Genomic DNA, 25283 nt, shown 5'->3' on the forward strand with positions numbered 1-25283 from the left:
ACAACAAGCGGAGATATTCGATGCACATCAAGAAAAGTCTGGCCGCGGCCGCCCTGTCCCTGATCGCCAGCACCGCCGCCCTGGCCGCTCCGACGGTCGGCGTCGTCATGTCGACCTTCGACAACAACTACCACACCTACCTGCGCGAATACATGGCCGCCAAGGCCAAGAGCGACGGCGTGGAAATCCAGTTCGAGGACTCGCGCAACGACGTGATGAAACAGCTCAGCCAGGTGGAGAGCTTCATCAGCCAGAAGGCCGACGCCCTCATCGTCCAGCCGGTGGACACCGCCGCCACCCGCAGCATCACCGACGCGGCGGTCAAGGCCGGCATCCCGCTGGTGTACATCAACCGCAAGCCGGACGATCCGAAACTGCCGTCCGGCGTGGTCACCGTGACCTCCGACGACCTCGAGGCCGGCCGCCTGCAGATGCAGTACATGGCCGACAAGATGGGCGGCAAGGGCAGCATCGGCATCCTCCTCGGCGACCTGGCCAACAATGCCACCCACAGCCGCACCAAAGGCATCAAGGAAGTGCTGGCCAAGTACCCGGAGATCACCGTCGTCGAGGAACAGACCGGCCTCTGGATGCGCGACAAGGGCATGGATCTGGCCAGTAGCTGGCTGCTCGCCGGCCAGAAACTGGACGCCATCCTCTCCAACAACGACGAGATGGGCATCGGCGCGGCCATGGCCCTGCGCCAGTCCGGCCAGAAGGACGTGCTGGTCGGCGGCACCGACGGCACCCCCGACGGCATCGCCGCGGTCAAGCGCGGCCTGCTCGCGGTATCGGTGTTCCAGGACGCCAAGGGCCAGGCCGAGAGTTCGCTGGACGCCGCGCTGAAGATGGTCGCCAAGCAGCCGGTCGAGCAGCACCTGGTGATTCCCTACCGGCTGATCACCAAGGACAACGTCGGCGAGTTCCAGATGGCGACCGCGCGCTGATCCACCGGGGAGTCCGGTCGCCGCCCGCGCGGTGCCGGCTCCTTCCCGTCGCACAGACCAAGCCAAGCGCTTCATGCCGGAGCGCCCGCGCCTCGGGGCCGGGCGCCGCGTGGCCATGCCACGCCCGGCGCATCCGCACGGGCAACGCCCGCGGATAGACACAGAACAATAAAAAAGGAGATGTCACCATGTTCGCCCGCACGAAAAAACGTCTGATCGCCACCGCCCTCGCCCTCGGCCTGACCGGCCCCGCGCTCGCCGGGCCGAAGATCGGCGCCGTCATATCGACCTTCGACGACAACTACATCACCTACGTGCGCGAATACCTGGCCGCCAGGGCCAAGGCCGAGGGCGTGGAAGTGCAGTTCGAGGACTCGCGCAACGATGTGGTGAAGCAGCTCAGCCAGGTGGAGAGCTTCATCAGCCAGAAGGTCGACGCCGTCATCGTCATGCCGGTGGATACCTCCGCCACCCGCAGCATCACCGAGGCGGCGGTCAAGGCCGGCATTCCGCTGGTGTACCTCAACCGCGAGCCGGACGATCCCAAGCTGCCGCCCGGCGTGGCGACCGTGATCTCCGACGAACTCGAAGCCGGCCGCCTGCAGATGCAGTACATGGCCGAGAAGATGGGCGGCAAGGGGCGCATCGGCATCCTCATGGGCGACCTCTCGCAGAACGCCACCCGCAGCCGTACCAAGGGCCTCAAGGAGGTGCTGGCCAAGTACCCGGGGATCACCGTCGTCGAGGAACAGACCGGCCTCTGGCTGCGCGACAAGGGCATGGACCTGACCAGCAACTGGCTGCTCGCCGGCCAGCACCTGGACGCCATCCTCGCCAACAACGACGAGATGGGCATCGGCGCGGCCATGGCCCTGCGCCAGTCCGGCCAGAAGGATGTGCTGGTCGGCGGCATCGACGGCACCCCCGACGCACTCACCGCGCTCAAGCGCGGCCTGCTGGCGGTATCGGTGTTCCAGGACGCCAGGGCCCAGGCCGAAGGCGCACTGGACGCCGCGCTGAAGATGGCCGCCAAGCAGCCGATCGAGCAGCGCGTGGTGATCCCCTTCCGGCTGATCACCGCGGACAACGTCGGCGAGTTCCAGATGGCGAACAAACGCTAGAACCCGTTCGCCCCCATCCCCGCCTCTCTCCCAGCAGTGGGCGAGGGGAGAAGACCGCGCCGCCCGCACGGCTTTCCCCCTCTCCCCCGTGGAGAGGGCCGGGGAGAAGGGGGCGGCCGCCCCACACCACTCGACTCGAGGAAAACAACGATGCTGCCTTCGTCCCTTCCCACGCCGCGCCTGCGCGATCCCGACTCCGTTCCCGTCCTGCGCTGGGGCATCGTCGGCCCCGGCTGGATCGCCGAACGCTTCGTCAAATCGCTGCGGGAAAACACCCGCCAGCAGATCGTCGCCGTCGCTTCCCGCTCGCGTGAGCGGGCCGCCGATTTCGCGCGCACCTGGTCGATTCCCGGCGCCTTCGGCGACGTGCAGGAGATGCTGGCGCTGGATCGGCTGGACGCGGTCTATGTCGCCACGCCCCACAACCACCACTATCCCGACGCACTGAAGGTCATCGAGGCCGGCAAGCATGTGCTGATCGAAAAACCGCTGGCGCTCAACGCCCGGGAAGCGGCCGATCTGGGCGAGCGGGCCAGGGCCAGAAACCTGCTGTGCATGGAAGCCATGTGGTGCGATTTCCTGCCCAAATACGATGTGCTGAGCCAATTGCTGGCCGACGGGGCGCTGGGCGATGTCCACTCGCTGATCGCCGATCACGGCGAGCACTTCACCATCGATCACCGCATCTTCAACCCGGACCTGGCCGGCGGCCCCATGCTGGATCTGGGCAGCTACCTGGTGGGCCTGAGCGTCAAGGTCGCCGGCAAGCCGAAGAAAGTCATCGCCATCGGCCAGCCCGCGCCCGGCGGCCGGGTCAACGGCCAGACCTCGATGCTCTTCGAGCATGGGAACGGCATGCATGCCGTGCTGAACACCACGCTGTTCAGCAACACCCCCTGCGCCGCGACCATCGCCGGGCGGGACGCCACCCTGGTGCTGCCCGGCCCCTTCTACAATCCCGGCCCCTTCACCCTGACCGCCAGCGACGGCAGCCGGACCCTGACCTTCGAGGACCCGAAGAACCGCTACGACCAGCTCTACCACGAAGCCATCCACTTCGCCTGGTGCGTCGGCGAAGGACTCCGCGAATCCCCGATCCGCCCGCTGCAGGCGACGCTGGATACCCTGAGCACCATGGACGAGGTCCGCCGCCAGATCGGCGTGCGCTTCAACGAAGAACGGGATTGAGCGGCCCCCGCATCCGCCAGCGCCCGACGGGAGCCGGGGGACCCCGGCCCCCGGCTCCTAGCGCGCGCCCATCCCCTCCATCCGTACCCGCACCCCCAGCCTCAGCAGCTCCGCCAGGCGCCGCCCGGCCCGTCCCAGCGGCTTGTTCAGCCGTTGCACCAGCATCGGCGTGAAGCGGTAGCGCGAACCGCCCCGGTAGCGCACCTCCACCAGTGCGCCGCGCGCCAGTTCGTCGGCCACCATGTACAGCGGCATCCAGCCGTAGCCCAGGCCCATGTGCAGCGCCTGCTGCTTGGCGGAAAAACCCGAGAGGTAATACACCCGGTCGCCGCCGAACATGTGACGGTCGTCGCCGCGATCGCTGGAGTCCTGCACCGTCAGCTCCACGTGCTCGTGCAGCAGGGCCAGGTCCACTTCGCCGACGGCGGCCAGCGGGTGGTCGGGCGAAGTGCAGAGCACGCACTCGATCTCCGGCAGCGGCTCGGCGTGCAACTGGCGGTCGGGTTCGTAGTCCTTGACGATCATCAGGTCGGCCTGCTCCTTCTCGAAGCGGTACTGCACGCCGAACATGAACTCGATCTTCACCTGCACGCGAGTCGGCACATGCTCGTCGGCCAGGGTCTTGAGCGCCGAGAGCACCGCATCCAACGACAGGATGCCGTCGGCCACCAGCAGCAGGCGCGGCTCCCAGCCGTCGGTGAACTGGCGGGCCAGCGCCTCGAAGCGCGCGGCATTCCCGAGCAGGCGGCGGCCCTCGGCCAGCAGCGTCTCGCCGGCCGGGGTGAGCCGCACCCGATAGCCCTCGCGGTCGAGCAGCGCCAGGCCGAGCTGTTCTTCCAGCTTGCGTACCTGATAGCTGACCGCCGACTGCACCTTGTGCAGGTGCTGGGCGGCGCGGCCGAAGCCACCGTGGCGCACCACCGCATCGAGCGCGGCCAGGGATTCGAGATCGATGGACACAGGGCATTCTCCCAGGCAACTTCATCTATTTTTTAGATTGGCACTGACGGATATTTCCGCTTTTTTAGATGCAGATCAATACCTAAAGTCGCAACCGTGCGCTGCCCCAGTCCCTTCCGGCAGTGATCCGACATCCAAGGAGATGCGACATGAGCGACAAGAACAATCCCATCGGCCTGCGCGGCATCGAGTTCACCGAATTCACCGGCGGGACGCTCGAACAGCTCGACGCCCTGTTCTGGGCCTTCGGCTTCTCGAAGAAGTATCGTCACCCGAAGCTGGACATCAGCATCTACAACCAGAACGGCATCAACTTCCTGCTGAACGGCGAGCGTGAAGGCTTCTCCGGTCATTTCGCCAAACTGCACGGCCCGTCGATCAGCTCCATGGGCTGGCGTGTCGACGATGCCGCATTCGCCAGACAGGAAGCCGTCCGTCGCGGCGCGCGCGCGGCCGATCCCAAGGACTGCGACCTGCCCTACCCGGCCATCTACGGCATCGGCGACAGCCTGATCTATTTCATCGAGCGTTTCGGCGCCAGGGGCTCGATCTACGCAACCGACTTCGTTCCCCACGAGCAGGCCCGGCTCCAGCCGGACAAAGGCTTCCTGGAGATCGACCACCTGACCAACAACGTGCCGCAAGGCCAGATGGAGCAGTGGGGGGCCTTCTACAAGGAGATCTTCGGTTTCACCGAAGTGCGCTACTTCGACATCAAGGGCGTGAAGACCGGCCTGACCAGCTATGCGCTGCGCTCGCCGGACGGCAGCTTCTGCATCCCGATCAACCAGCCGAAGGACGACAAGGACCAGATCTCCGAGTACCTGGCCGAGTACAACGGCCCGGGCGTACAGCACCTGGCCTTCAGCACCAACGACATCCTCGCCTCGCTGGACGCCATGAAGGGCGGCCCGATCGAGATGCTCGACATCGACGCGAACTACTACGACAACGTGTTCCAGCGCCTGCCCAACGTGCGCGAGGACAAGGAGCGCATCCGCGCCCACCACGTACTGGTCGACGGCGACCAGGACGGCTATCTGCTACAGATATTCACCAAGAACATCATCGGCCCGATCTTCGTCGAGATCATCCAGCGCGAGAACAACCTGAGCTTCGGCGAAGGCAACTTCGGCGCCCTGTTCCGCTCCATCGAGAAGGACCAGGAACGTCGCGGCGTAATCTGAACCGAGTCAGCCAGGAGATATCCCATGAGCCTGTTGCAAGGTATCCATCACGCGGCCTATCGCTGCCGCGACGCGAAGCAGACCATCGACTTCTACCGCGAAACGCTCGGCATGGACCTGATGCTGGCGATTTCCGAGGACCGGGTGCCCTCGACCAAGGAACCCGATCCCTACATGCACATCTTCCTCGACGCGGGCGCCGGCAACGTGCTGGCCTTCTTCGAGATCCCCAACTCGCCGCCGATGGGCCGCGACGAGAACACCCCGGCCTGGGTCCAGCACATCGCCTTCAAGGTGGCCGACATGGACACCCTGCTGGCGACCAGGGAGCGCCTGCGGTCGCAGGGCATCGAGGTAGTCGGGCCGACCAACCACGAGCTGTTCCAGTCGATCTACTTCGTCGATCCGAACGGCCATCGCATCGAGCTGGCGGCCGATACGGTGGAACCCGGCGTGCTGGAGAAGCTGCACGAGCTGGCCGGCCCGATGGTCGAGGAATGGAGCCGCACCCGCAGCACCGTGCGCCATGCGGCCTTCCTGCACGAGAAGGAATTCTCCGCCGACCACTGACCGGGAGGCGTGCCGGCGGCCCGGCCGCCGGCTTTCGTGTTTGGGCGGCCGCCCCGGCCGCCTGCCTTGCGCCGGCCGGTAGCGCATCGCTGCCGGCCCACGAGAACAACAGGAAGACCGACAGATGAATACCGCTCCGCTGCTCGACGCCACCCACAACCCGACCCTGCAGAGCTGGGTCGCCTCGGCCAACGACCCTGCCACCGACTTCCCGATCCAGAACCTGCCCTATGGCCGCTTCCGCCGCGCCGGCAGCGACGAGCCCTGGCGGATCGGCGTGGCCATCGGCGACTGGATTCTCGATCTGGCCCGCGCGGCCGCGGCCGGCGGCTGGAGCGACGAAGTGCGGACGGCGCTCGCCCCGCTCGCCGCCGGCGACCTCAACGCCTTCATGGCCCTGGGCCCCGCGCTACGTCGCCGGGTGCGCGCCGCCCTGTCGACGGCGCTGAGCGCCGGCAGCCCGCGCCAGAACGACCTCGCCGGCGCCCTGCTGCTCCAGGCCCAGGCGGAGTACGACCTGCCGTGCCGGATTGGCGACTACACCGACTTTTACACCGGCATCCACCACGCGACCACGGTGGGCAGCCTGTTCCGCCCGGACAACCCGCTGCTGCCCAACTACAAGTGGATTCCCATCGGCTACCACGGCCGCAGCTCGTCGATCGGCGTCTCCGGCCAGACCTTCCAGCGTCCGCGCGGCCAGGTGAAGGCGCCCGACGCCGAGCGCCCCGAGTTCGTGCCCTGCCGCCGCCTCGACTACGAACTGGAACTCGGCGCGCTGGTCGGCAGCGCCAACGCCCTGGGCGAGCCGGTGCCGATGGATGCGGCCGAGGACCACCTGTTCGGCGTCGTGCTGCTCAACGACTGGTCGGCGCGCGACATCCAGGCCTGGGAATACCAGCCGCTCGGTCCCTTCCTGGCCAAGAACTTCGCCACCACGATTTCCCCCTGGGTGGTGACCATGGACGCCCTGGCCCCGTTCCGCGCCCCCTTCGCGCGACCGGCCGACGATCCGCAGCCGCTGCCCTACCTCGACAGCGCCTTCAACCGCGACTTCGGCGCCCTCGACCTGCGTTTCGAAGTGCTGCTGCAGAGCGCGGCGATGCGCGAGCGCGGCGAGGCTCCGCACAGGCTCATGGAAAGCAACTTCCGCGACGCCTACTGGACCCTGGCGCAGATGCTCGCCCACCACACCGTGGGCGGCTGCAACCTGCAGCCGGGCGACCTGCTCGGCAGCGGCACCCAGTCCGGCCCCGCGCCCGGCGAGGGCGGCTCGCTGCTGGAACTGACCCTGGGCGGCAAGCAGCCGCTCGCCCTGCCCAACGGCGAGACCCGCACCTTCCTGGAGGACGGCGACACGGTGATCCTGCGCGGCCATTGCGAGCGCACGGGCGCCCGGCGCATCGGCTTCGGCGACTGCGCCGGCAGCGTGCTGCCGGCCCGCGGGGTACGCCCATGACCATGATCCGCCTCTACAGCGCCGCCCGTTCCTCGGCCTCGTTCCGCGTGCGCATCGCGCTCAACCTCAAGGGTCTGGAATACGAGTACGTGCCGGTCGACCTGCGCGGCGGCGAGCAACTCGGCGCGGCCTTCCGCGCCGTCAACCCGGCCGCCCTGGTGCCGGTGCTGGAGATCGACGGCCAGCGCCTGGTGCAGTCGCTGGCCATCCTCGAATACCTGGAGGAAACCCGCCCCGAGCCGCCCCTGCTGCCCCACGAGCCGGCGGCGCGGGCGCGGGCGCGGGCCGCCGCCCTCGCCGTCGCCTGCGACATCCATCCGCTCAACAACCTGCGCGTGCTCGGCTACCTCGGTCGCGAGCTGGCGGCCGACGAGAGCACCCGCAACGCCTGGTATCGCCACTGGGTGGCGGACGGCCTGGCCCAGCTCGAAGCGCAGGTCCGCGCCGGCGGCGCCCACGGCCGTTTCATCGAGGGCGACCGGCCGAGCCTGGCCGACCTGTGCCTGATACCGCAGATATTCAACGCCCAGCGCTTCGACGCGCGGCTCGACCACGTGCCGCTGCTGATGGGCATCTTCGACGAATGCATGGCCCTGCCGGCCTTCGCCGATGCACAGTGGGAGCGGCAGCCGGACTTCGGCCGAAGCGTGTCATGAAAGCCAGGGACGCTGCCGGCATCCGCGTGGCCCCCCGGCTTCCGCCCGCCCTACTTCCACCAATGCTCCACCTGCACGCCGAAGTTGCCGCCGTGGCGGTCGGCGCCGAAGGCGCCGGTCTCGGACAGCGTGGAACCGGGGCCGGCGGCGCGCTGCGCCGCTTCGTTCCAGATGGCGTAGGTGTAGTAGACACGCAGTTCCGGCCGCGCCCAGTAGCCCGGCCCGGCCAGCGACCAGGTCGGCGCGACGGTGAACTTGGTCAACTTGCGGGTGCCGTCGGTGGCCTTGATCTGGTCGTGGCCGATCTCGGCGCTGACCTTGAAGTGCTCGGTGAAGGCGTACACCGGGCGCACGCCGAGCGACAGCCAGCGCATGTTGTCGCCGTCGGGGCGAACGTCCTTCTGGTAGATCGCCTGGAACTGTCCGCCGAAACGCTCCGTGACCTGCCAGTCGAAATGCTCGACCAGGCGCCAGCTCTTGTTTTCCTTGTCCAGCCCCACGTCGCCGGTGTAGCCCAGGCCCGTGCCCGGTCCTTCGCCGTATTGCAGGACGAAGACGTTGGCCTTGCCGCCGAGAAAGCCCTTCTGCCTGTGTTCCGCGCTCACTGCCCAGCCGCTGTGGGCGTCCCGGCTGTCCGGCCGCTGCAGGTAGCTGACCCCCAGTTGCAACTCGCCGCCGGGATTGGTCTTGAAACCGTTGACGTTGACGTCGTGGCGGTTGATGTAATCCTTCTGCCAGTAGTTGTCCTTGCGCGAGAAGACGTAGCTGTAGCGCAGGTCGCCGATCGGCACTTCGTCGAAACCGAAGCCGGTGGCGCTCTGGTTCCAGTAGTAGAAGTCGGTCATGTGGATGTCCTTGCGCTTGTAGTAGAGCCGCCCGGCCCAGAAGTTGCCGCCGTTGAGCGGCGAGGCGCCCTTCCACTCGACGAACCACTGGGAGAAGCGCGACCAGCCGCCTTCGGGCTCGTTCGAGTCGTGGAATTTCGGCGAACTGCCATAGGGCGCGTAATGGGCCGTGCCGAGGTTGATCTCGAGGGTCGAACCGTCGCCGAGTCTGGCCAACTGCTGGTTCCAGAAGAACTCGATGTATTGCTCGCATTCGTTGCCGAGCCGGTATTTCGACGGCGCGCCGGGCAACTGGAAACAGGCTTGGGTATTGCCTTCGCTCGAACCGCCGGCGCCGATACGGTAATAACCGCTGAAATCCACCGCCAGGGCGGATAAAGGCAATAAGAGACCGGCACCGAGCGAAAGCAGTGCTTGCCCTGATGAAGTTTTTTTCATGTGCGTTCTACTTGTTATTGTTGTTCCACGACATGGAGAACAGCGCTATCGCACCGCCGTGGTCGGCGGCGAATATCGAATGAAAAAGACGATTTCCTGGCCCGCGGGATACTCGCCGGCGACTCGCCGAACAATCGACGAAGTCGCGGCGCAACGGGCGACCGCCTGGCGCAGGCGGACTCGCTCATCGGCGCGGATGCCAGGCGAAATCGCACGTCCACATGAACGAACCGACCTCCGGGGTATTCCCGGATTCAGGCGACGGAGCGCCCCGGCGAACGACGCATGAATAGCGGGCCGTCCCGCAATAATGGTCGCCAGGGGGACGGAAAGACCTTTACATCGGCATTCGGATGCCACGGAAAAGACGCGGTCGATATTTCGCGGGTCATATAAAGCTCCGAGGGATTGTTGTTATGACTATCGGGCACATCTAAAAACTACCTGCGTGGTCATCGCTGCGTTAAAAACAGGCTCAAAATGCTCATTTACAGCTCGTAAACTCCGCTTTTTCGCCTGTTTTTGCCTTGCGCTGACTGCCTCGCCCACGTTTTTAGAGGTGCCCTATCGGCGCTGTTTCATCCGCCAGAGATGCTATTGGGGAGGGAATTGGGCTGCTATAGTCCGGCCGCGTTATATGTCAGAACATCTCAAGGACAGCAGAAGAGCTTTCATTTCATGCCTGAACCCGTCAGCCCTCCGCCCCGGCGTCCTACCCTGCAGGATGTCGCCCGCGCCGCCGGCGTGAGCCTGTCGACCGTCGACCGGGTGATCAACCTGCGCGCCAACGTGCGCGCCGACACCGCGCGGCGCATCGCCGAGGCGGCGGCGCGGCTGGGCTTCCATGGCCGCGGCGTCATCGAGCAGCGCCTGCTGGAACAGCGCCGGACCGTGCGCCTCGGCTTCCTGCTGTGGAAACGCAACACGGCCTTCTACCGCGGGCTGGCCGACGGACTGGCCGAAGCCGCCGCGGCCTGCGTCCGGGCCCAGGTGCGGGTGACGATCGGCTACCTGGACAACCTGGACCCGGAGGCGACCGCGGCGCGCATGCTGGCCCTGCGCGGCGAGGTGGACGCGCTGGGCATAGTCGCCGCCGACCACCCGGCCGTGCGCGAGGCGGCGACCGCCCTGCGCGCGGCGAGCCTGCCGGTGGCGGCGCTGGTTTCCGAGCTGGCCGCCTCGACCGGGGCGGGCTACGTCGGCCTGGACAACCGGCGCGTGGGCCGCACGGCCGCCTGGTTCGTCGCGCAGCTCGCCCGCCAGCCGGGGGCCGTGGCGCTCATGGTCGGCAGCCAGCGCTTCCAGTGCCAGGAACTCTGCGAACTGAGCTTCCGCAGTTTCCTGCGCGAGCACTCCGAGGACTGGGAACTGCCGGCGCCGCGCCTGACCCTGGAGGACGAAACCTTCGCCTACGAGAACACCCTGGATCTGCTCAGCGGCCAGCCCGACCTGGCCGGGCTCTACGTCGGCGGCGGCGGGATCGAGGGCGTCCTGCGCGCCCTGCGCGAGCAGCGCGGCGCCCGGCCGGTGGTGGTCTGCCACGACCTGACGCCGGTGACGCGGGCCGCCCTGAACGATGGGATCGTGCAGGTCGTGCTCTCGCATCCGCTGGCCGAGCTGGCGCGCTCGGCGGTGGACCTGCTGGTCGAGGCCGCGACAGGCCGGGAAGCGACGTCCGCGCTGCCCAAGCGCATCCTGCCCATCCAGATCGATATTCCCGAAAGCGTCTGACGGGCGGCGCCACCCCGCTCGCGACTTCTCCCTTTCACCTCATGGCCGATATGGACGGCGTTTTCGCCGCCTTTCTCTTGATGCCGAGTGCTGTCAAGCTAACGTGAAAGCGGATTCCTTCAGGGAGCATGGCATGAGACCGTCCGTAGCTCTGGCAGCCAATCGAGAGGTCATCCGTCGCGTGGTGGCGTCTCACCGTGCGTGCAATGCCCGCGTCTTCGGCTCCGTCGCACGCGGTGACGACACCGAGGACAGTGACCTGGACATCCTCATCGATCCAACGCCGGAAACCACTCTTTTCGACATCGGGGCGATTCGCCATGAGTTGCTGCAACTGCTCGGCGTGCCGGTGGATGTGTTGACCCCGAAGGCGTTGCCCGAGAAGTTCCGGAGCGCAGTGCTTGCGGAGGCAGTGCCGGTATGAGCCGTGACCGGCAACGCCTGACCGATTATCTGGTGCATATCCTCGAAGCCATCGAGCGCATCGACCGCTATACCGAGGATATGAGCGAGGTCACGTTCCTGGAAAACCAAATGGCCCAGGACGCGGTGATTCGCAACCTTGAGATCATTGGCGAGGCCAGCAACAACATCACGAAGCACTATCCCGAGTTCGCAGCGACACACCCGGAGTTGCCTCTTGCGTTTGCCTACCAGATGCGCAATGCCATAGCGCATGGCTACTTCAAGGTCGATCTGGAAATCGTCTGGAAGACGATCCAGCGCGACTTGCCAGGTCTGTATCGGCAAGTGCAGGCAGTCGCTGAAGAGCCGTCACGCAACGATAGCGCCTGGACGACGAGCAACCGATCGTGAGCAGGACCGGACAGGGTAGAACTGGCACGTGAAGTAGTGTTGGCGCCCGATTGAAGGCCGCTGAGGCGTCAGCTTTCGATACGGTCGCAGGCCAGACCTCATATCTCGCCCCATGGTTCGCACAGGCGAACCATGGGGACTTTCCCCCGAGTTCAAGAATCCCTTTCGAGTAGCCGATCTCCAGCCGCGCGGGGCCGGGATGCCGAAGCGCTTGCGCCCCGCCGCAACCCCGCCCATTCCCGACATGAAATGAAAGCCAATACGCCCCGCTTGACGGGTTATGACACATAACGCGGTCGGGCTATGGCCGCGCCGCCGGCCGTCCCCCTAGCATCTTCTCCGGGCGGAACAACGCCGCACCGACAGCCACAACAACAATCCTCGCGGAGCCTCACATGGCCATCCACATATCGACCGCCCCCTGCTGCTGGGGCGTAGACGACGTGAAAAATCCCCACCTGCCGCCCTGGCGACGGGTTCTGGACGAAGCCGCCCAGGCCGGTTACCGGGGCATCGAACTCGGGCCCTACGGCTATCTTCCCCTCGATGCACAGGTCCTCGGCGACGCCCTGGCCGAGCGCGGCCTGCACGTGGTCGCCGGCACCATCTTCGACGACCTGGTAGACCCGGCGAACCTGCCGAATCTGCTGAAGCAGACCCACGATATCTGCGCCCTGCTCAGGCGCCTGCCGCCCATCGAGCCGGAGCCGGGCCAGCGCTTTCGCCTGCCCTGCCTGGTGCTGATCGACTGGGGGCACGAGGAACGCGACTACGCCGCCGGGCACCCGGAGCGCGCGCCGCGCCTTTCGGAGGAAAACTGGCAACGCATGATGGCGCACATTCGCGCCATCGCCGAACTCGCCTGGAACAAATACGGCGTGCGGGCGACGATCCATCCCCATGCGGGCGGCTACATCGAGTTCGCCGACGAACTGGAGCGGCTGGCGCGGGACATCCCCGACGAACTGGCCGGCCTGTGCCTGGACACCGGGCACCTGTACTACGCGGGCATGGACCCGGCGGAAACCCTGCGCCGCTACGCCGGGCGCCTGGATTACCTGCATTTCAAGGACATCGACCAGGCCGTCTTCGAGCGAGTGCTGGGCGAGCGCATCACCTTCTTCGAGGCGTGCGCCAGGGGCGTCATGTGCCCCATCGGACGAGGGGTGATCGACTACCCGGCGCTGCGCGGGCTGCTGCTGGAACTCGGCTACCAGGGCTACATCACCGTCGAGCAGGAACGCGATCCGCGCAATGCCGACGGCAGCCTGCGGGATGTCGCCGCGAGCCGCGCCTACCTCGGCAGCGTGGGTTTCTGATTTCTTGCGAAGGACGAATGACATGATCAACGGCAGTAAACGTATCGCCCAGCCGATCCGCTGGGCCATGGTCGGCGGCGGCCGCAACAGCCAGATCGGCTACATCCATCGCTCCGCCGCCCTGCGCGACCAGAGCTTCGCGCTGGTCGCCGGCGCCTTCGATATCGATCCCGGACGTGGCCGCGAATTCGGCGTGCAGCTCGGCGTCGATCCGCAGCGCTGCTATCCCGACTACCGGACGCTCTTCGAACAGGAGGCCCGGCGCCCGGACGGTATCCAGGCGGTGTCCGTCGCGACGCCGAACGGCACGCATTTCGCCATCACCAGGGCGGCGCTGGAGGCCGGCCTGCATGTCGTCTGCGAGAAGCCCCTGTGCTTCACGCTGGAGGAGGCCGAAACCCTGCGCGAGATCGCCCTGGCGAACAACCGGGTCGTGGGCGTGACCTACGGCTACGCGGGGCACCAGTTGATCGAACAGGCCCGCGCGATGATCGCCGACGGCGAGCTGGGCGAGATCCGCATGGTGCACATGCAGTTCGCCCACGGCTTCCACAGCGCGCCGGTCGAAGGACAGAACGAAGCGACCAAGTGGCGGGTCGACCCGCGCCTGGCCGGCCCGAGCTATGTGCTGGGCGATGTCGGCACCCACCCGCTGTATCTCTCGGAGGTGATGCTGCCGGAGTTCAGGATCAAGCGCCTGATGTGCTCCCGGCAGAGCTTCGTCAAGAGCCGCGCGCCCCTGGAGGACAACGCCTATACCCTGATGGAGTACGAAGGCGGCGCGATGGGCCTGGTGTGGTCCAGCGCGGTGAACGCCGGCTCCATGCACGGCCAGAAGATCCGCGTGATAGGCTCCAGGGCCAGCCTGGAGTGGTGGGACGAGCACCCCAACCAGCTCGCCTTCGAAATCCAGGGCCAGCCGGTCCAGGTGCTGGAGCGCGGCATGGGCTACCTGCATCCCGGCGCCCTGCTCGACGACCGTATCGGCGCCGGCCACCCGGAAGGCCTCTTCGAGGCCTGGTCCAACCTCTATTACCGCTTCGCCATGGCCATGGACGCCACCGAGCGGGGCGACGGCGCCCTGCTGGCCGGCCTGCGCTACCCGGACATCCACGCCGGCGTCGAAGGCGTGCGCTGGGTCGAACGCTGCGTGCAGTCCGCCGACCGGGGCGGCGTCTGGGTGGATTACTGACGCGGGGCGGGCGGTCCGGCGCAGGGTGGAAAACTCGCGTGACGACTTTCCAGCATGGCCTGCCCGGTGGATGGCTTCGGCCATCCACCCCGCACGGGAGCGGAGCGGGCGACGGCGGGAAGCGCGGATGTCACTTCCACCAATACTCCACCTGCACGCCGAAGTTGCCGCCGTGGCGGTCGGTGCCGAAGGCGCCGGTCTCGGACAGCGCGGACTCGGGATTCGTCGCGGTGGCCGCGCGCTGCGCCGCCTCGTTCCAGCTCGCGTAGGTGTAGAAGACGCGCAGTTCCGGCCGCGCCCAGAAGCCCGGACCGCCCGGCGACCAGGTCGGCGCGATGGTGAACTTGGTCAGCTTGCGGGTGCCGTCGGTGGCCTTGATCTGGTCGTGGCCGATCTCGGCGCTGACCTTGAAGGTCTCGGTGAAGGCGTACACCGGCCGCACGCCGACCGACAGCCAGCGCATGTTGTCGCCGTCGGGGCGGACGTCCTTCTGGTAGATCAACTGGAACTGCCCGCCGAAGCGCTCGGTGGTCTGCCAGTCGAAGTACTCGACCGCCCGCCAGCTCTTGTTTTCCTTGTCCAGGCTCGCATCGCCGGTGTAGCCCAGCCGCGTGCCCGGCCCCTCGCCGTATTGCAGGGCGAAGGTGTTGAACTTGCCGCCGAGAAAACCCGCCTGCTTGTGCTGCGCGGTCACCGCCCAGCCGCTGTGGGCGTCCCGGCTGTCCGGCCGTTGCAGGTAGCTGACGCCTATCTGCAGTTCGCCGCCGGGGTTGGTCTTGAAGCCGTTGACGTTGAAGTCGTGGCGGTTGACGTAGGGTTCCTGATCGTAATTGTCCTTGCGCGAGAAGACGTAGCTGTAGCGCAGGTCGCCGATCGGCACCTCGTCGAAACCGAAGCCGGTGGCGCTCTGGTTCCAGTAGTAGAAGTCGGTCATGTGGATGTCGTTACGCTTGTAGTAGCGGCGTCCGACCCAGAAGTTGCCGCCGTTGAGCACCCCGGCGCCTTTCCATTCGAGGAACAGTTGCTGGATGCGCGAGGAGCCGCCGCCGTGCTCGTTGGAATCCTTGAACTTCGGCTTGTGCCCGATGGGGTTGTAGAAACCGCCCATGGCCATGCCGGAGAGCGTCGAACCGTCGGCGAGCTGGAGGAAATCGTGGTCCCAGGTCAGTTCGCTCCAGAGTTCGCATTCGTTGCCGAGCCGGTATTTCGCCGGCGCGCCGGGCAACTGGAAACAGGATTGCGTGCCGCCCTTGGTATTGCCGCCGACCCCGAGCCGGTAATAACCGGAGAAGTTCAGGGCCTGGACCGGAAAGGACAAGGAGAAACAGGCACCCAGAGCGAAGAGTGCCTTGTACCTAGAATTATTTTTCATGTGCGCTCCAATACTTTCTTATTGTTTTCCACGAACTGGAGAACTGCTCCCATGACAGCGGCAATGCTGGCGGGCGACCGCTCGACACCTGCTGTCCCTGTTCGCAGGCTTCTGTAGCGAATGGCCGGACCCGTTCGGCGCGCACGCGAACCTCCGGGCGTGCTCACCGGCAAGGTTGCCCCGCGTTAGGATGGAAGTTTGCGATATGTCGAACATGCCCCGGCGAATGCCTGTATCCGCGGCGCCCGTCACAGGTACCGAAGACCTCGGCAACTTCGTCATTACGAATTTTCGAACTTTTCCCTGCACCCTCCTTATCCGAAACGACACGCCGGCGAATATTCCGATAGCCGGACGGAAGTTCTTCGACGACAAACGACCGGGCGAATCGAATTATCGATATCGCATCGATGAAAACAGTCCGGAACTTTTACGGACAAACCCGAGCGACTTCGGAACTCGGAGCCGAGAGGGGAATGTCGCAATCAAGAATCGCGATCCGAATGAACGGTACGTTTCCAGCATCCATGGAACGGACGACATGCACGGACTTCTCCCTCTTCCATCCGGGGACGGACGGAAGAGGGGCGTCGGCCGAAGCGCCGGATTCCCCTCTTTCCATCCGCCGAGACGAAGGGGAGAGGGAGAAGTCCAGGCCGCCGCTATCGCCCTAGATCCTCACCCAGCGCTCTTCCCGCGCGGAGTCGCGGACCGCCTGGGCCAGGCGCTCGACTTCCCAGGCCTCCTGGAAGTCCACCCCGGTCAGCGCGCCGTTGCCGGCCAGGGCCTCCAGCAGCGAACGCACTTCCAGCGTCTTCAGCTCGTTGTAGCCAAGCTGGTGCCCGGCCGCCGGGCAGAAGGCCGCGTAGTCGGGCAGGTGCGGGCCGGACAGCAGGGTGCGGAAGCCGTCCAGACCGGGACGCCCGCCGGTGCCGTAGAGGCGCAGTTCGTTGAGCCGTTCCTGGTCGTAGGCCAGGGTGCCGCGCGTACCGTAGACCTCGAACGCCAGATGGTTCTTGCGGCCGTGCCGCAGCCAACTGGTGGCCAGGGTGCCGTGCGCGCCGTTGGCGAAGCGCAGCAGGACGTGGGCCTGGTCGTCGATCTCGACGCGGCGCCGGCCGCCCTGGTGCGGGCGCTCGGCATGGGCGGTGTGCAGGTCGGCGCAGAGCGCGGCGACGTCGCCGAGCAGAAAGCGCGACAGCGACAGGATGTGGCTGCCCAGGTCGGCCAGGGCGCCGCCGGCCTGCTCCGTCTCGCAGCGCCAACTGAAGGGCGCCTGCGGATCGCCCATGAAGTCCTCGCTGAACTCGCCGTGGTAGCCGGTGATCTCGCCCAGTTCGCCGCTCTCGATCAGTTCGCGGGCCAGCTTGAGCATGGGGTTCTGCAGGTAGTTGTAGCCCACCCGGTTGACCACCCCGGCGCGCTTCGCCGCGTCGCGCATGGCGCTGGCCTCATCGAGCGTCACCGCCAGGGGCTTCTCGCAATAGACCGCCTTGCCCGCCGCCAGCGCCGCCATGGTCATGGGGTAATGCAGGCGGTTGGGCGTGGTGATGGCGACCAGCTCCACGGCCGGGTCGTTCACCAGGCTTTCCCAGTCGCAGGCCTTGGCGAAGCCCCAGTCGGCGGCGCAGCGCTCGGCGCGCGCCGCATCGGCGTCGGCCAGGGCGACCAGGCGCGGTTTCACGGACAGTTCGAAGGTGCTGACGGCATGGTGGAAGGCCAGGGCGTGGGCACGCCCCATGAAGCCGGTGCCGATCAGGCCGATACCTATTTCGCGCATGATGTACCTCGTGTCTGAGACGGATGGAACGGATTCGGGGGAAGCGGCGCTCAGCGCTTGACCTTGCGCTTGTTGCGGTACTGGTCGACCACCACGGCGACGACGATGATCACGCCCTTGATGATGTCCTGGATGTAGGCGTCCACGCCGAGGAAGGTGAAGCCGCTGGCCATCACGCCGAGGATCAGCGCGCCGATCACGGTGCCGGTGATACGGCCCATGCCGCCGGCCAGGCTGGTGCCGCCGATCACCGCCGCGGCGATGGCGTCCAGTTCGTAGGACAGGCCCATCCCGGCCTGCCCGGTGGCGGCGCGGGCCGAGGCGACCACGCCGGCCAGACCGGCCAGCAGCCCGGCGATGCTGTAGACGATGATCAGGTGGCGCTTGACGTTGATCCCGGAGATGCGCGCCGCCTGCATGTTGCCGCCGATGGCGTAGGTGTACTTGCCGTACTTGGTGTAGCGCAGGGCGATGTGGAAGATCGCCGCCACCACCAGGAAAATGATCACCGGCATGGCGCCACTGCCGATCGCGGTGTAGGAGTCGGAAAGCATGCTGATCGGCTGGCCTTCCGTGTAGTAGCGGGCCAGGCCGCGGGCCGAAACCATCATGCCCAGGGTGACGATGAACGGCGGGATGCCGGTGGCGGCGATCAGGCTGCCGTTGACCAGCCCCGCCAACAATCCCACGCCGATGCCGGCCATGACCGGCACCCAGGCCGGCAGGTCGGTCAACGCCGGGAACACCGCGCGGCCGAACTCGGAAGTCTGCGCCAGGCTCGCCGCCACCATCGCCGAGAGCGCCAGCACCGAGCCGGAGGACAGGTCGATGCCGGTGGTGATGATCACCTGGGTCACGCCGATGGCCAGCAGGCCGATGACCGATACCTGCAGGATCATCAGCACCAGGCGCTGGGAGTTCATCAGAAAGCTCTGGTCACGCATCACCCAACCGAACAGCTCGAAGACCAGGCCGATGCCGATCAGCACCAGCAGGATGCTCAGCTCGGCCGGCAGGCGCCGGCTCCAGAGCGACAGGTTCGCAAGGGGGCTCTTTTCCAGGATGGCACTCATGTTCCACATCTCCGCTTGTCGTTGTTCGCTGGACGGGCGGCCGTCGCCGGCGCGCCCGCCGGGTTCCGATGGATGTCAGTGAACGGAAGGGGTCGCCGAAGCCAGTTGCATCACCCGCTCCTGGGTGGCTTCGTCGCGCTCGAGGATGCCGGTCACCGCGCCCTCGTGCATGACCATGACCCGGTCGCTCATGCCCAGCACTTCCGGCAGTTCGGACGAGATCATGATCACCGCCATGCCTTCGGCGGCCAGTTCGGCGATCAGCTTGTAGATCTCGGCCTTGGCGCCGACGTCGATGCCGCGGGTGGGCTCGTCGAGGATCAGCACGCGCGGCTGGGTCATCAGCCAGCGCGCCAGCAGGGCCTTCTGCTGGTTGCCGCCGGACAGGTTGGCGATGCACTGCTCCAGCGAGGGGGTCTTGACGCGCAGCTTGCGGCGCATCTCCTCGCACAGCTCGCGCAGGCGCTGGCGCTGCACGAAGCCGCGGCTGGCGAAGTTGGGCAGCACCGTGACCTCCATGTTCTCCTGCACCGACAGGCAGGCGAAGATGCCGGTGTCCTTGCGGTCCTCGGTGAGCAGCGCCAGGCCCTTGCGGATCGCCAGGCAGGGATCGTTCATGTTCACCGGCTCGCCGTCGATGCGGATTTCGCCCTGGCTGGCCGGGGTGACGCCGAACAGGGTTTCCGCCACGTTGGTGCGCCCGGCGCCCATCAGCCCGGCGATGCCCAGCACCTCGCCGGCGCGCAGGTCGAAGGACACGCCCTGGAACACGCCCTCCAGGCCCAGGTCGCGCACCGAGAGCACCACCTGGTCGCGCGGCGCGCGGCGCTCGGGGAAGAGCTGGGTGAGTTCGCGGCCGACCATCATCGAGATCAGCCCGTCGCCGTCCATGCTGTCGGCGCTCTGCAGGCCGATGTAGGCGCCGTCGCGGAACACCGCCACCTCGTCGGCGATGGCGAACACCTCGTCCATCTTGTGGGTGATGTAGATGATGCCCTTACCCGCGGCCTTGAGGTCGGCGATGATCGAGAACAGGTGCGCGACCTCCTTGTCGGTGATCGCCGAGGTCGGCTCGTCCATGATCAGCACGTCGCTGTCGTAGGACACCGCCTTGGCGATCTCCACCATCTGCCGCCCGGCGATGCTCAGGCTGCCGACCGGCGCCTCGGGGTCGAGGTCGATGCGCAGGCGCTCGAACAGTTCCCTGGTCTGCCGGTGCATCCTGCGGTGGTCGACCATGCGCATGGCGTTGAGCGGCTCGCGGCCGAGCCAGATGTTCTCGGCGATGCTCATGAAGGGCATCAGGTTGAGTTCCTGGTGGATCATCGCGATGCCGGCCTGCAGGGCGGCGAGCGGCGTCTCGAAGCTGACCGCCTGGCCGCGCAGGCGCAGCTCGCCGGTGTCCGGCTGGTGGATGCCGGCGATGATCTTCATCAGCGTCGACTTGCCCGCGCCGTTCTCCCCCATCAGCGCCAGCACGGTGCCGGGACGCACGCGCAACTGGACATCGGAAAGCGCCACCACGCCGGGAAAGCTCTTGGTGACATTGACGATTTCGAGCAGGTACTCGGGAGCCATGGCTGTCGGCAGTTGGGTCATGACGCCATGAGTGCTGGGTGCAGTGCTGAGCATGTTCACGATCTCCATCTCCTCGCAGGGGCCCGCGCCGAAGGCGGCGGGCGGTCGGTCAATAGCGCTGGAATTGCGTGTGGTTGTCGGGGGTTATCAGGTGAACCGGTATCCAGACGTCGCCTTGCACGACGTCCTTGCGGACCAGTCGCAGGGCCACGTCCACGGCCTCTTCGCCCATGGCGACCGGGTCGCGCAGCAGGGTCACGGCCAGTTGTCCGCGAGCGATGGCGGCCAGGCCGTCGGGCGTGCCGTCGATACCGCCGACCGACACCTCCCGGCGCCCGGCCTGGCGCAGCGCCATGGCGGCGCCGATGCCCATCTCGTCGTTGTTGGCCACCACCGCGTCGAACTCGCGACCGGACGATAGCCAGTTGTTGGTCAGATCCAGGCCCTTGTCGCGCTGCCAGTCGCCGGACTGCTCCTCCACCACCCGGATCTGCGGGTAGCGGGCCAGCACGTCCTTCACACCGGCGGTGCGCTTGCGCGTGTCGTCGTGGGCCAGGCGGCCGAGGAGGATGGCGAGGTCGCCCTTGCCGCCCATCTTCTCGGCCAGGTACTCCATCTGCATCTGGCCCAGGCGGCGCTCGTCGGTGCCGACGAAGACCACGCCCGCGGGGAACTCACGCACCTCCGGGCGGCTGTTGAGATACACCAGCGGAATGCCCGCCCGCGTGGCGCGCTCGGTGATCCCGCCGGTGGCGGCGGTATCGGCGGGGTTGACGATGATCGCGTCGACCTGCTGGGCGATGAAGCTTTCGACCTGGCCGAGCTGGCGGACCACATCGCTGCCGGAGTCCTCGACCTGCAGCGTGACGCCGCCCGGTACCTGCCGGGCACGCTCCTGCATGGCGCGCACCAGATAAGCGATGTAGTTGTCGAACTGGCCGACGCTGACGCCGAGCCGGAGATCGGCGAGCGCCGTGGAGCCGGCCAGGCACAGGACGGTTGCGAACAGGACAGCCCGCGTACGGCTCAGGGGCCGGGAAGAACTGGCGACATGCATGACGGTACCTTGCTTATTTTTGTTGGCGGATACCGACAGCCCGGAATCGGAGCGGGACGGCACCCTTGTTCGTCTAGCAGGATTGAACTCTATATGGAACAAAAATTCCATACAACAAAATTTTAGAATTTTATTTCCCTACCTATCCGAACGTTCCACCGCCCTTTCGCCCGATAAATTCGGGTTGACAAACAATTGATAATCATTATCACCTGAACTAAAGTTCCGGCATTCCCGTCCCTTACCGCCCGAGGAGTGGAGTCCCGATGTTCGAGCTGAACGACGTCAGCTTCCACCTGGCCGGCCGCCGCCTGCTGCAACAGATCAGCCTGCAGCTTCCCCAGGGCCAGACGGTCGGCCTGATCGGCCACAACGGCTCGGGCAAGTCCACCCTGGTCAAGCTTCTGGCCCGCCAGTTGGAGCCGACCGGCGGCCGCCTGCGGCTGGACGGCCGGCCGCTGAACGAGTGGCCGGAACGCGAATTCGCCCGCCATGTCGCCTACCTGCCGCAGCGCCTGCCGGCGGTGGAAAACCTGACGGTGCGCGAGCTGGTCGGCTTCGGCCGCTACCCCTGGCACGGCCCGCTCGGTCGCTTCGGCGCCGACGACCGGCTCCATGTCGAGCGCGCCCTGGAGCTGACCGGCGCCGCCGGTTTCGCCGAGCGGCCGGCCGAACGGCTCTCCGACGGCGAGCGCCAGCGCGTCTGGCTGGCCATGCTGCTGGCGCAGAACACTCGTTACCTGCTGCTCGACGAGCCCAGCTCGGCGCCCGATCCGGCCCATCAGGTGGAAATCCTCGACCTGCTGCGCGACCTCGGCCGCCACCTGGGACTCGGCGTGGTGATGGTGCTGCACGACATCAACATGGCCGCCCGCTACTGCGACCGCCTGGTGGCCCTGCACGGCGGACGCCTCCTGGCCAGCGGCCCGCCGTCGGCGCTGATGAATCCCGCCACCCTGGAAGCGCTCTACAGCATCCCGATGCACGTACTGCAGCATCCCGAAGCCGGCCAGCCGGTCGCCGTGGTGCATTGATGCGCGTCCTGTTCGCCGCGCTGCTGCTGACGCTCGCCCTGCCCGCGCCGGCCGCGCCGCCGCAGCGCATCGCGGCGATCGACTGGGGCCTGGCCGAGACCCTGCTCGGCCTGGGCGTCACCCCGGTCGCCGTGGCCCAGCTCGACGGCTACCGGCGCTGGGTCGGCGAACCGGCGCTGCCGGCCGGGATGGTCGATCTCGGCCTGCGCAGCGAACCGAACCTGGAACTGCTCGCCGAACTCCGGCCCGAACTGATCCTGATCGGCCCGCCGTTCGAGAACGCCCGCGCCCGTCTGGAGCGCATCGCGCCGGTCAGGAGCCTGGCGCTCTCCGGCCCGGACGGCGAGGCCTACGCGAATGCCCGGCGGGTGGCCCGCGAACTGGCCGGACTGCTCGGCCGCGAGGCTGCCGGCGAGGCGCTGATCGCCCGCGTCGACGCCCGCCTGGCGGCGCTCCGCGCGCGCCTGGCCGGACGCCAGCGGCCGCCTCTCTACATGGCCGGCTTCCTCGATGCGCGCCATGTCCGCCTGTTCGGCGCGCGGAGCCTCTACCAGGGGGTGCTCGAACGGGTCGGCCTGGAGAATGCCTGGAACGGCCGCACCAACCGCTGGGGCTTCGCCCAGGTCGGCATCGAACGGTTGGCCGAACGCCCGGAGGCAACGCTGCTCTACCTCGAATCGCTGCCGCCGCACGCCGCACGCCTCCGGGCCGCCAGCCCGCTCTGGCAGCGCCTGCCATCGGTCCGCGCCGGACGCGCGCACGGCCTGTCGCCGGTCTGGAGCTTCGGCGGCCTGCCCGCCGCCGAACGCTTCGCCGGACAGCTCGAAGCGTACCTGACCGCTCTTCCGTCACCGGATTCCGACAGCCCCCATCCATGACCGACCGCCCCAGCAGCCCCCCATCGACGAGCATCCTCCATCCGGCCAGCCGTACCCCCCTCCCCCTGTGCCTCGCCCTGCTGCTCGCCGCGCTGGCCCTGGCCGGCGCCGACCTCGCCGGGCGCCTGCCGGTGGCGCAGTGGCTGCCGGCGCTGCTCGCTCCGGCGGAGGACGACATGCGCCAGGTTCTTTTGCATTTCAACTGGCTGCCGCGCCTGTGCATGGCCGCGCTGTGCGGCGCCGCGCTGGCCCTCGCCAGCACCCTGATGCAGCAGGTGCTGCACAACCCGCTGGCCTCGCCGGATACCCTGGGCGTGGCCAGCGGCGCCCAACTGGCGCTGGTGCTGGCCGGCCTGTGGGCACCGGCGCTGCTGGCCGATGGCCGCGAGTGGGTCGCCCTGGCCGGCGGCGGCCTGTCCGCCCTGCTGATGTTCGCCCTCGCCTGGCGTCGCGGCCTCGCCCCCTTGACGGTGATCCTCGCCGGGCTGGCGGTCGGCCTCTACCTCGGCGCCCTGGGCAAGGGCCTGCTACTGACCCGCGAGCAGGACCTCGGCGCGCTGCTCATCTGGAGTTCCGGCTCGCTCGTCCAGAACGGCTGGCAAGACATGGGCTTCCTCCTGCCGCGCCTGGCCGCGGTGCTGCTGCTGATGCTGCCGCTGCTGCGCCCGCTCGCCCTGCTGGAGTTGGACGACAGCGGCGCGCGCAACCTCGGCGTGTCGCTCGGCCCGCTGCGCGGCATGGGCCTGGCCCTGGCGGTGTACCTCAGCGCCTGCGTGACCAGCAGCGTCGGGGTGATCGGCTGCGTCGGCCTGGCCGCCCCGGCCATCGCCCGCCTGCTCGGCGCACGGCGTTTCGCCCAGCGGCTGTTCTGGGCGCCGCTGCTCGGCGCAGCGCTGTTGCTGGTCACCGACCTGGCGGTCCAGCGCCTGGCCGGCCCGCGGATCGAACCGTTGTCGACCGGCACCGTCGCCAGCCTGCTCGGCGCGCCGCTGCTGCTCTGGCTGCTGCCGCGCCTGCAAGCCGCCGGCGGCCACCCACAGGTCGCCGCCGTCGCGCCCTGGCGCCACCCGCATCCCTGGCGCCGGCTCGCCCTGCTCGGCGTCCTGCTGCTGCTCGCCACCCCGCTCGCCCTCGGTTTCGGCCAGGGTCCGCACGGCTGGGGCTGGCGAACCGACGCGGCACTGCTCGACCTGCGCCTGCCGCGGCTGGTCGCCGCCCTCGCCGCCGGCACCCTGCTGGCGTTGGCCGGCACCCTGGTGCAACGACTCACCGCCAATCCCATGGCCAGCCCCGAGTTGCTCGGCCTCGGCACCGGCGCGGCGCTCGGGCTGGCGGCGCTGCTGTTCCTGCTGCCCGGCGCCGGTCTGGCGCTGAAACTGCCGCTCGGCGCCGGGGGCGCCGTGGCGGCGCTGCTGCTGATCGTGGCGCTGAGCTACAGAAACGGTTTCGCCCCCGAGCGGGTACTGCTGATCGGTATCGCCCTGACCGTCTTCTTCGATGCGCTGCAGGCGATACCGCTGGCCGGCGGCGATCCGCGCGGCTTGAGCCTGCTCGGCCGGATGGCCGGCTCCACCTATTTCGTCGATGCACCGACCGCCTGGACACTGCTCGCCGGCGCCCTGCTGCTGTTCGCCGCGACGCTGCCCTGCGCGCGCTGGCTGGAACTGCTGCCGCTCGGCGAAGGCAGTGCGCGCGCCCTCGGCGTGCCGCTGGCGCGCAGCCGCCTGTGCCTGCTGCTGCTGGCAACGCTGACGAGCGCCGGAGCGACCTTGCTGGTCGGCCCGCTGAGCTTCGTCGGCCTGCTCGCCCCGCACCTGGCGCGCCGGCTCGGCCTGGCCCGGGCACTGCCGCAACTGCTCGGCGCCAGCCTGCTCGGCGCGCTGATCCTGCTGCTGGCCGACTGGCTGGGACGCAACCTGCTGTTTCCCCTGCAACTGCCGGCCGGCCTGCTCGCCCCGCTGGTCGGCGGGGCCTGCTTCATGCTTTGCCTGAAGCGGCGCTGAAGGCGTCCCTTTCCTTGGTTCGGAGTCCCAAAGAGGCGAAGTCGATGGCGCTCCCCTCTTAATTCGACCTTGTTCGAGC

22 protein-coding genes are annotated in these 25283 nt (G+C 67.6%); 15 read left to right on the forward strand and 7 right to left on the reverse strand.

The genetic code is table 11. The features are described 5' to 3' along the window. The first annotated feature begins 20 nt into the window (after positions 1-20). The 3 genes from AVCA_RS22895 (at position 21) to AVCA_RS22905 (ending at position 3256) form a co-directional block, all read left to right on the forward strand. Positions 21-947 carry a sugar ABC transporter substrate-binding protein gene (locus AVCA_RS22895; RefSeq protein ID WP_012703456.1) on the forward strand — a complete coding sequence of 309 codons (927 nt, stop codon included), beginning with the start codon at positions 21-23 and terminating at the stop codon, positions 945-947. A 188-nt stretch (positions 948-1135) separates the two neighbouring features. Further along, entirely contained in the window at positions 1136-2068 is a 933-nt protein-coding gene (locus AVCA_RS22900) for a sugar ABC transporter substrate-binding protein (RefSeq protein ID WP_012703457.1), read from the forward strand. Positions 2069-2218: 150 nt separating this feature from the next. Further along, positions 2219-3256 (forward strand): Gfo/Idh/MocA family protein, encoded by a 1038-nt coding sequence (locus tag AVCA_RS22905; protein WP_012703458.1) that lies wholly within the window; start codon positions 2219-2221, stop codon positions 3254-3256. 57 nt (positions 3257-3313) lie between these two features. On the opposite strand, the gene AVCA_RS22910 is transcribed toward AVCA_RS22905, so the two are convergent. After that, the gene (locus tag AVCA_RS22910) at positions 3314-4216 is read right to left on the reverse strand and encodes a LysR family transcriptional regulator (RefSeq protein WP_012703459.1); all 903 of its coding nucleotides are present in this window, start codon (positions 4214-4216) and stop codon (positions 3314-3316) included. Positions 4217-4365: 149 nt separating this feature from the next. Here AVCA_RS22910 and hppD point away from each other — a divergent pair, with 149 nt between their 5' ends. From hppD to maiA, 4 genes are all read left to right on the forward strand, one after another. Continuing rightward, positions 4366-5403, forward strand: coding sequence for a 4-hydroxyphenylpyruvate dioxygenase (gene hppD / locus AVCA_RS22915; RefSeq protein WP_012703460.1), 1038 nt, complete (start codon positions 4366-4368; stop codon positions 5401-5403). A gap of 24 nt (positions 5404-5427) precedes the next feature. Then, entirely contained in the window at positions 5428-5973 is a 546-nt protein-coding gene (locus tag AVCA_RS22920) for a VOC family protein (protein WP_012703461.1), read from the forward strand. Between the two features lie 124 nt (positions 5974-6097). Next, complete coding sequence (gene fahA, locus AVCA_RS22925) at positions 6098-7432, forward strand: fumarylacetoacetase (RefSeq protein WP_012703462.1); 1335 nt, start codon at positions 6098-6100, stop codon at positions 7430-7432. After that, positions 7429-8088 (forward strand): maleylacetoacetate isomerase, encoded by a 660-nt coding sequence (maiA, locus tag AVCA_RS22930; RefSeq protein ID WP_012703463.1) that lies wholly within the window; start codon positions 7429-7431, stop codon positions 8086-8088. Before fahA ends, maiA begins: the two co-directional genes overlap by 4 nt. 50 nt (positions 8089-8138) lie before the next feature. Here maiA and AVCA_RS22935 read toward each other — a convergent pair whose 3' ends face one another. Then, positions 8139-9371 carry a maltoporin gene (locus tag AVCA_RS22935; protein ID WP_012703464.1) on the reverse strand — a complete coding sequence of 411 codons (1233 nt, stop codon included), beginning with the start codon at positions 9369-9371 and terminating at the stop codon, positions 8139-8141. A 678-nt stretch (positions 9372-10049) separates the two neighbouring features. On the opposite strand from AVCA_RS22935, the gene AVCA_RS22940 reads away from it, so the two are divergent. The 5 genes from AVCA_RS22940 to AVCA_RS22960 all read left to right on the forward strand — a co-directional run bounded on the left by AVCA_RS22940 (position 10050) and on the right by AVCA_RS22960 (position 14429). Further along, the gene (locus tag AVCA_RS22940; RefSeq protein WP_175555971.1) at positions 10050-11102 is read left to right on the forward strand and encodes a LacI family DNA-binding transcriptional regulator; all 1053 of its coding nucleotides are present in this window, start codon (positions 10050-10052) and stop codon (positions 11100-11102) included. Between the two features lie 133 nt (positions 11103-11235). After that, positions 11236-11526: a nucleotidyltransferase family protein gene (locus AVCA_RS22945; protein WP_012703466.1), complete on the forward strand. Its 291-nt coding sequence runs from the start codon at positions 11236-11238 to the stop codon at positions 11524-11526. Continuing rightward, on the forward strand, positions 11523-11918 hold the full coding sequence (locus tag AVCA_RS22950; protein ID WP_012703467.1) for a HepT-like ribonuclease domain-containing protein: 396 nt from the start codon (positions 11523-11525) through the stop codon (positions 11916-11918). The genes AVCA_RS22945 and AVCA_RS22950 overlap by 4 nt, the downstream gene beginning before the upstream one ends. 395 nt (positions 11919-12313) lie before the next feature. Continuing rightward, complete coding sequence (locus AVCA_RS22955) at positions 12314-13237, forward strand: TIM barrel protein (protein ID WP_012703468.1); 924 nt, start codon at positions 12314-12316, stop codon at positions 13235-13237. A gap of 22 nt (positions 13238-13259) precedes the next feature. Next, on the forward strand, positions 13260-14429 hold the full coding sequence (locus tag AVCA_RS22960) for a Gfo/Idh/MocA family protein (RefSeq protein ID WP_012703469.1): 1170 nt from the start codon (positions 13260-13262) through the stop codon (positions 14427-14429). Between the two features lie 130 nt (positions 14430-14559). Here AVCA_RS22960 and AVCA_RS22965 read toward each other — a convergent pair whose 3' ends face one another. The 5 genes from AVCA_RS22965 to AVCA_RS22985 all read right to left on the reverse strand — a co-directional run bounded on the left by AVCA_RS22965 (position 14560) and on the right by AVCA_RS22985 (position 21289). Then, positions 14560-15801: a maltoporin gene (locus AVCA_RS22965; RefSeq protein ID WP_012703470.1), complete on the reverse strand. Its 1242-nt coding sequence runs from the start codon at positions 15799-15801 to the stop codon at positions 14560-14562. Positions 15802-16471: 670 nt separating this feature from the next. Next, entirely contained in the window at positions 16472-17581 is a 1110-nt protein-coding gene (locus tag AVCA_RS22970) for a Gfo/Idh/MocA family protein (RefSeq protein WP_012703471.1), read from the reverse strand. 50 nt (positions 17582-17631) lie between these two features. Next, the gene (locus AVCA_RS22975) at positions 17632-18654 is read right to left on the reverse strand and encodes an ABC transporter permease (protein WP_041807461.1); all 1023 of its coding nucleotides are present in this window, start codon (positions 18652-18654) and stop codon (positions 17632-17634) included. A 75-nt stretch (positions 18655-18729) separates the two neighbouring features. Then, entirely contained in the window at positions 18730-20286 is a 1557-nt protein-coding gene (locus tag AVCA_RS22980; protein WP_041807652.1) for a sugar ABC transporter ATP-binding protein, read from the reverse strand. Positions 20287-20341: 55 nt separating this feature from the next. After that, positions 20342-21289: a sugar ABC transporter substrate-binding protein gene (locus AVCA_RS22985; RefSeq protein ID WP_012703474.1), complete on the reverse strand. Its 948-nt coding sequence runs from the start codon at positions 21287-21289 to the stop codon at positions 20342-20344. 266 nt (positions 21290-21555) lie between these two features. Between AVCA_RS22985 and AVCA_RS22990 the strand changes: the two genes are divergently transcribed. From AVCA_RS22990 to fhuB, 3 genes are read left to right on the forward strand one after another with little or no spacing between them, the layout of a single operon-like run. Beyond that, positions 21556-22323, forward strand: coding sequence for an ABC transporter ATP-binding protein (locus tag AVCA_RS22990; protein ID WP_012703475.1), 768 nt, complete (start codon positions 21556-21558; stop codon positions 22321-22323). Then, complete coding sequence (locus AVCA_RS22995) at positions 22323-23201, forward strand: ABC transporter substrate-binding protein (protein ID WP_012703476.1); 879 nt, start codon at positions 22323-22325, stop codon at positions 23199-23201. Before AVCA_RS22990 ends, AVCA_RS22995 begins: the two co-directional genes overlap by 1 nt. Further along, positions 23198-25204, forward strand: a complete 2007-nt coding sequence (gene fhuB, locus AVCA_RS23000) for a Fe(3+)-hydroxamate ABC transporter permease FhuB (protein WP_012703477.1) — start codon at positions 23198-23200, stop codon at positions 25202-25204. The genes AVCA_RS22995 and fhuB overlap by 4 nt, the downstream gene beginning before the upstream one ends. Positions 25205-25283: the final 79 nt, after the last annotated feature.

The sequence above is a fragment of the Azotobacter vinelandii CA genome (assembly GCF_000380335.1).
GTDB lineage: Bacteria > Pseudomonadota > Gammaproteobacteria > Pseudomonadales > Pseudomonadaceae > Azotobacter > Azotobacter vinelandii.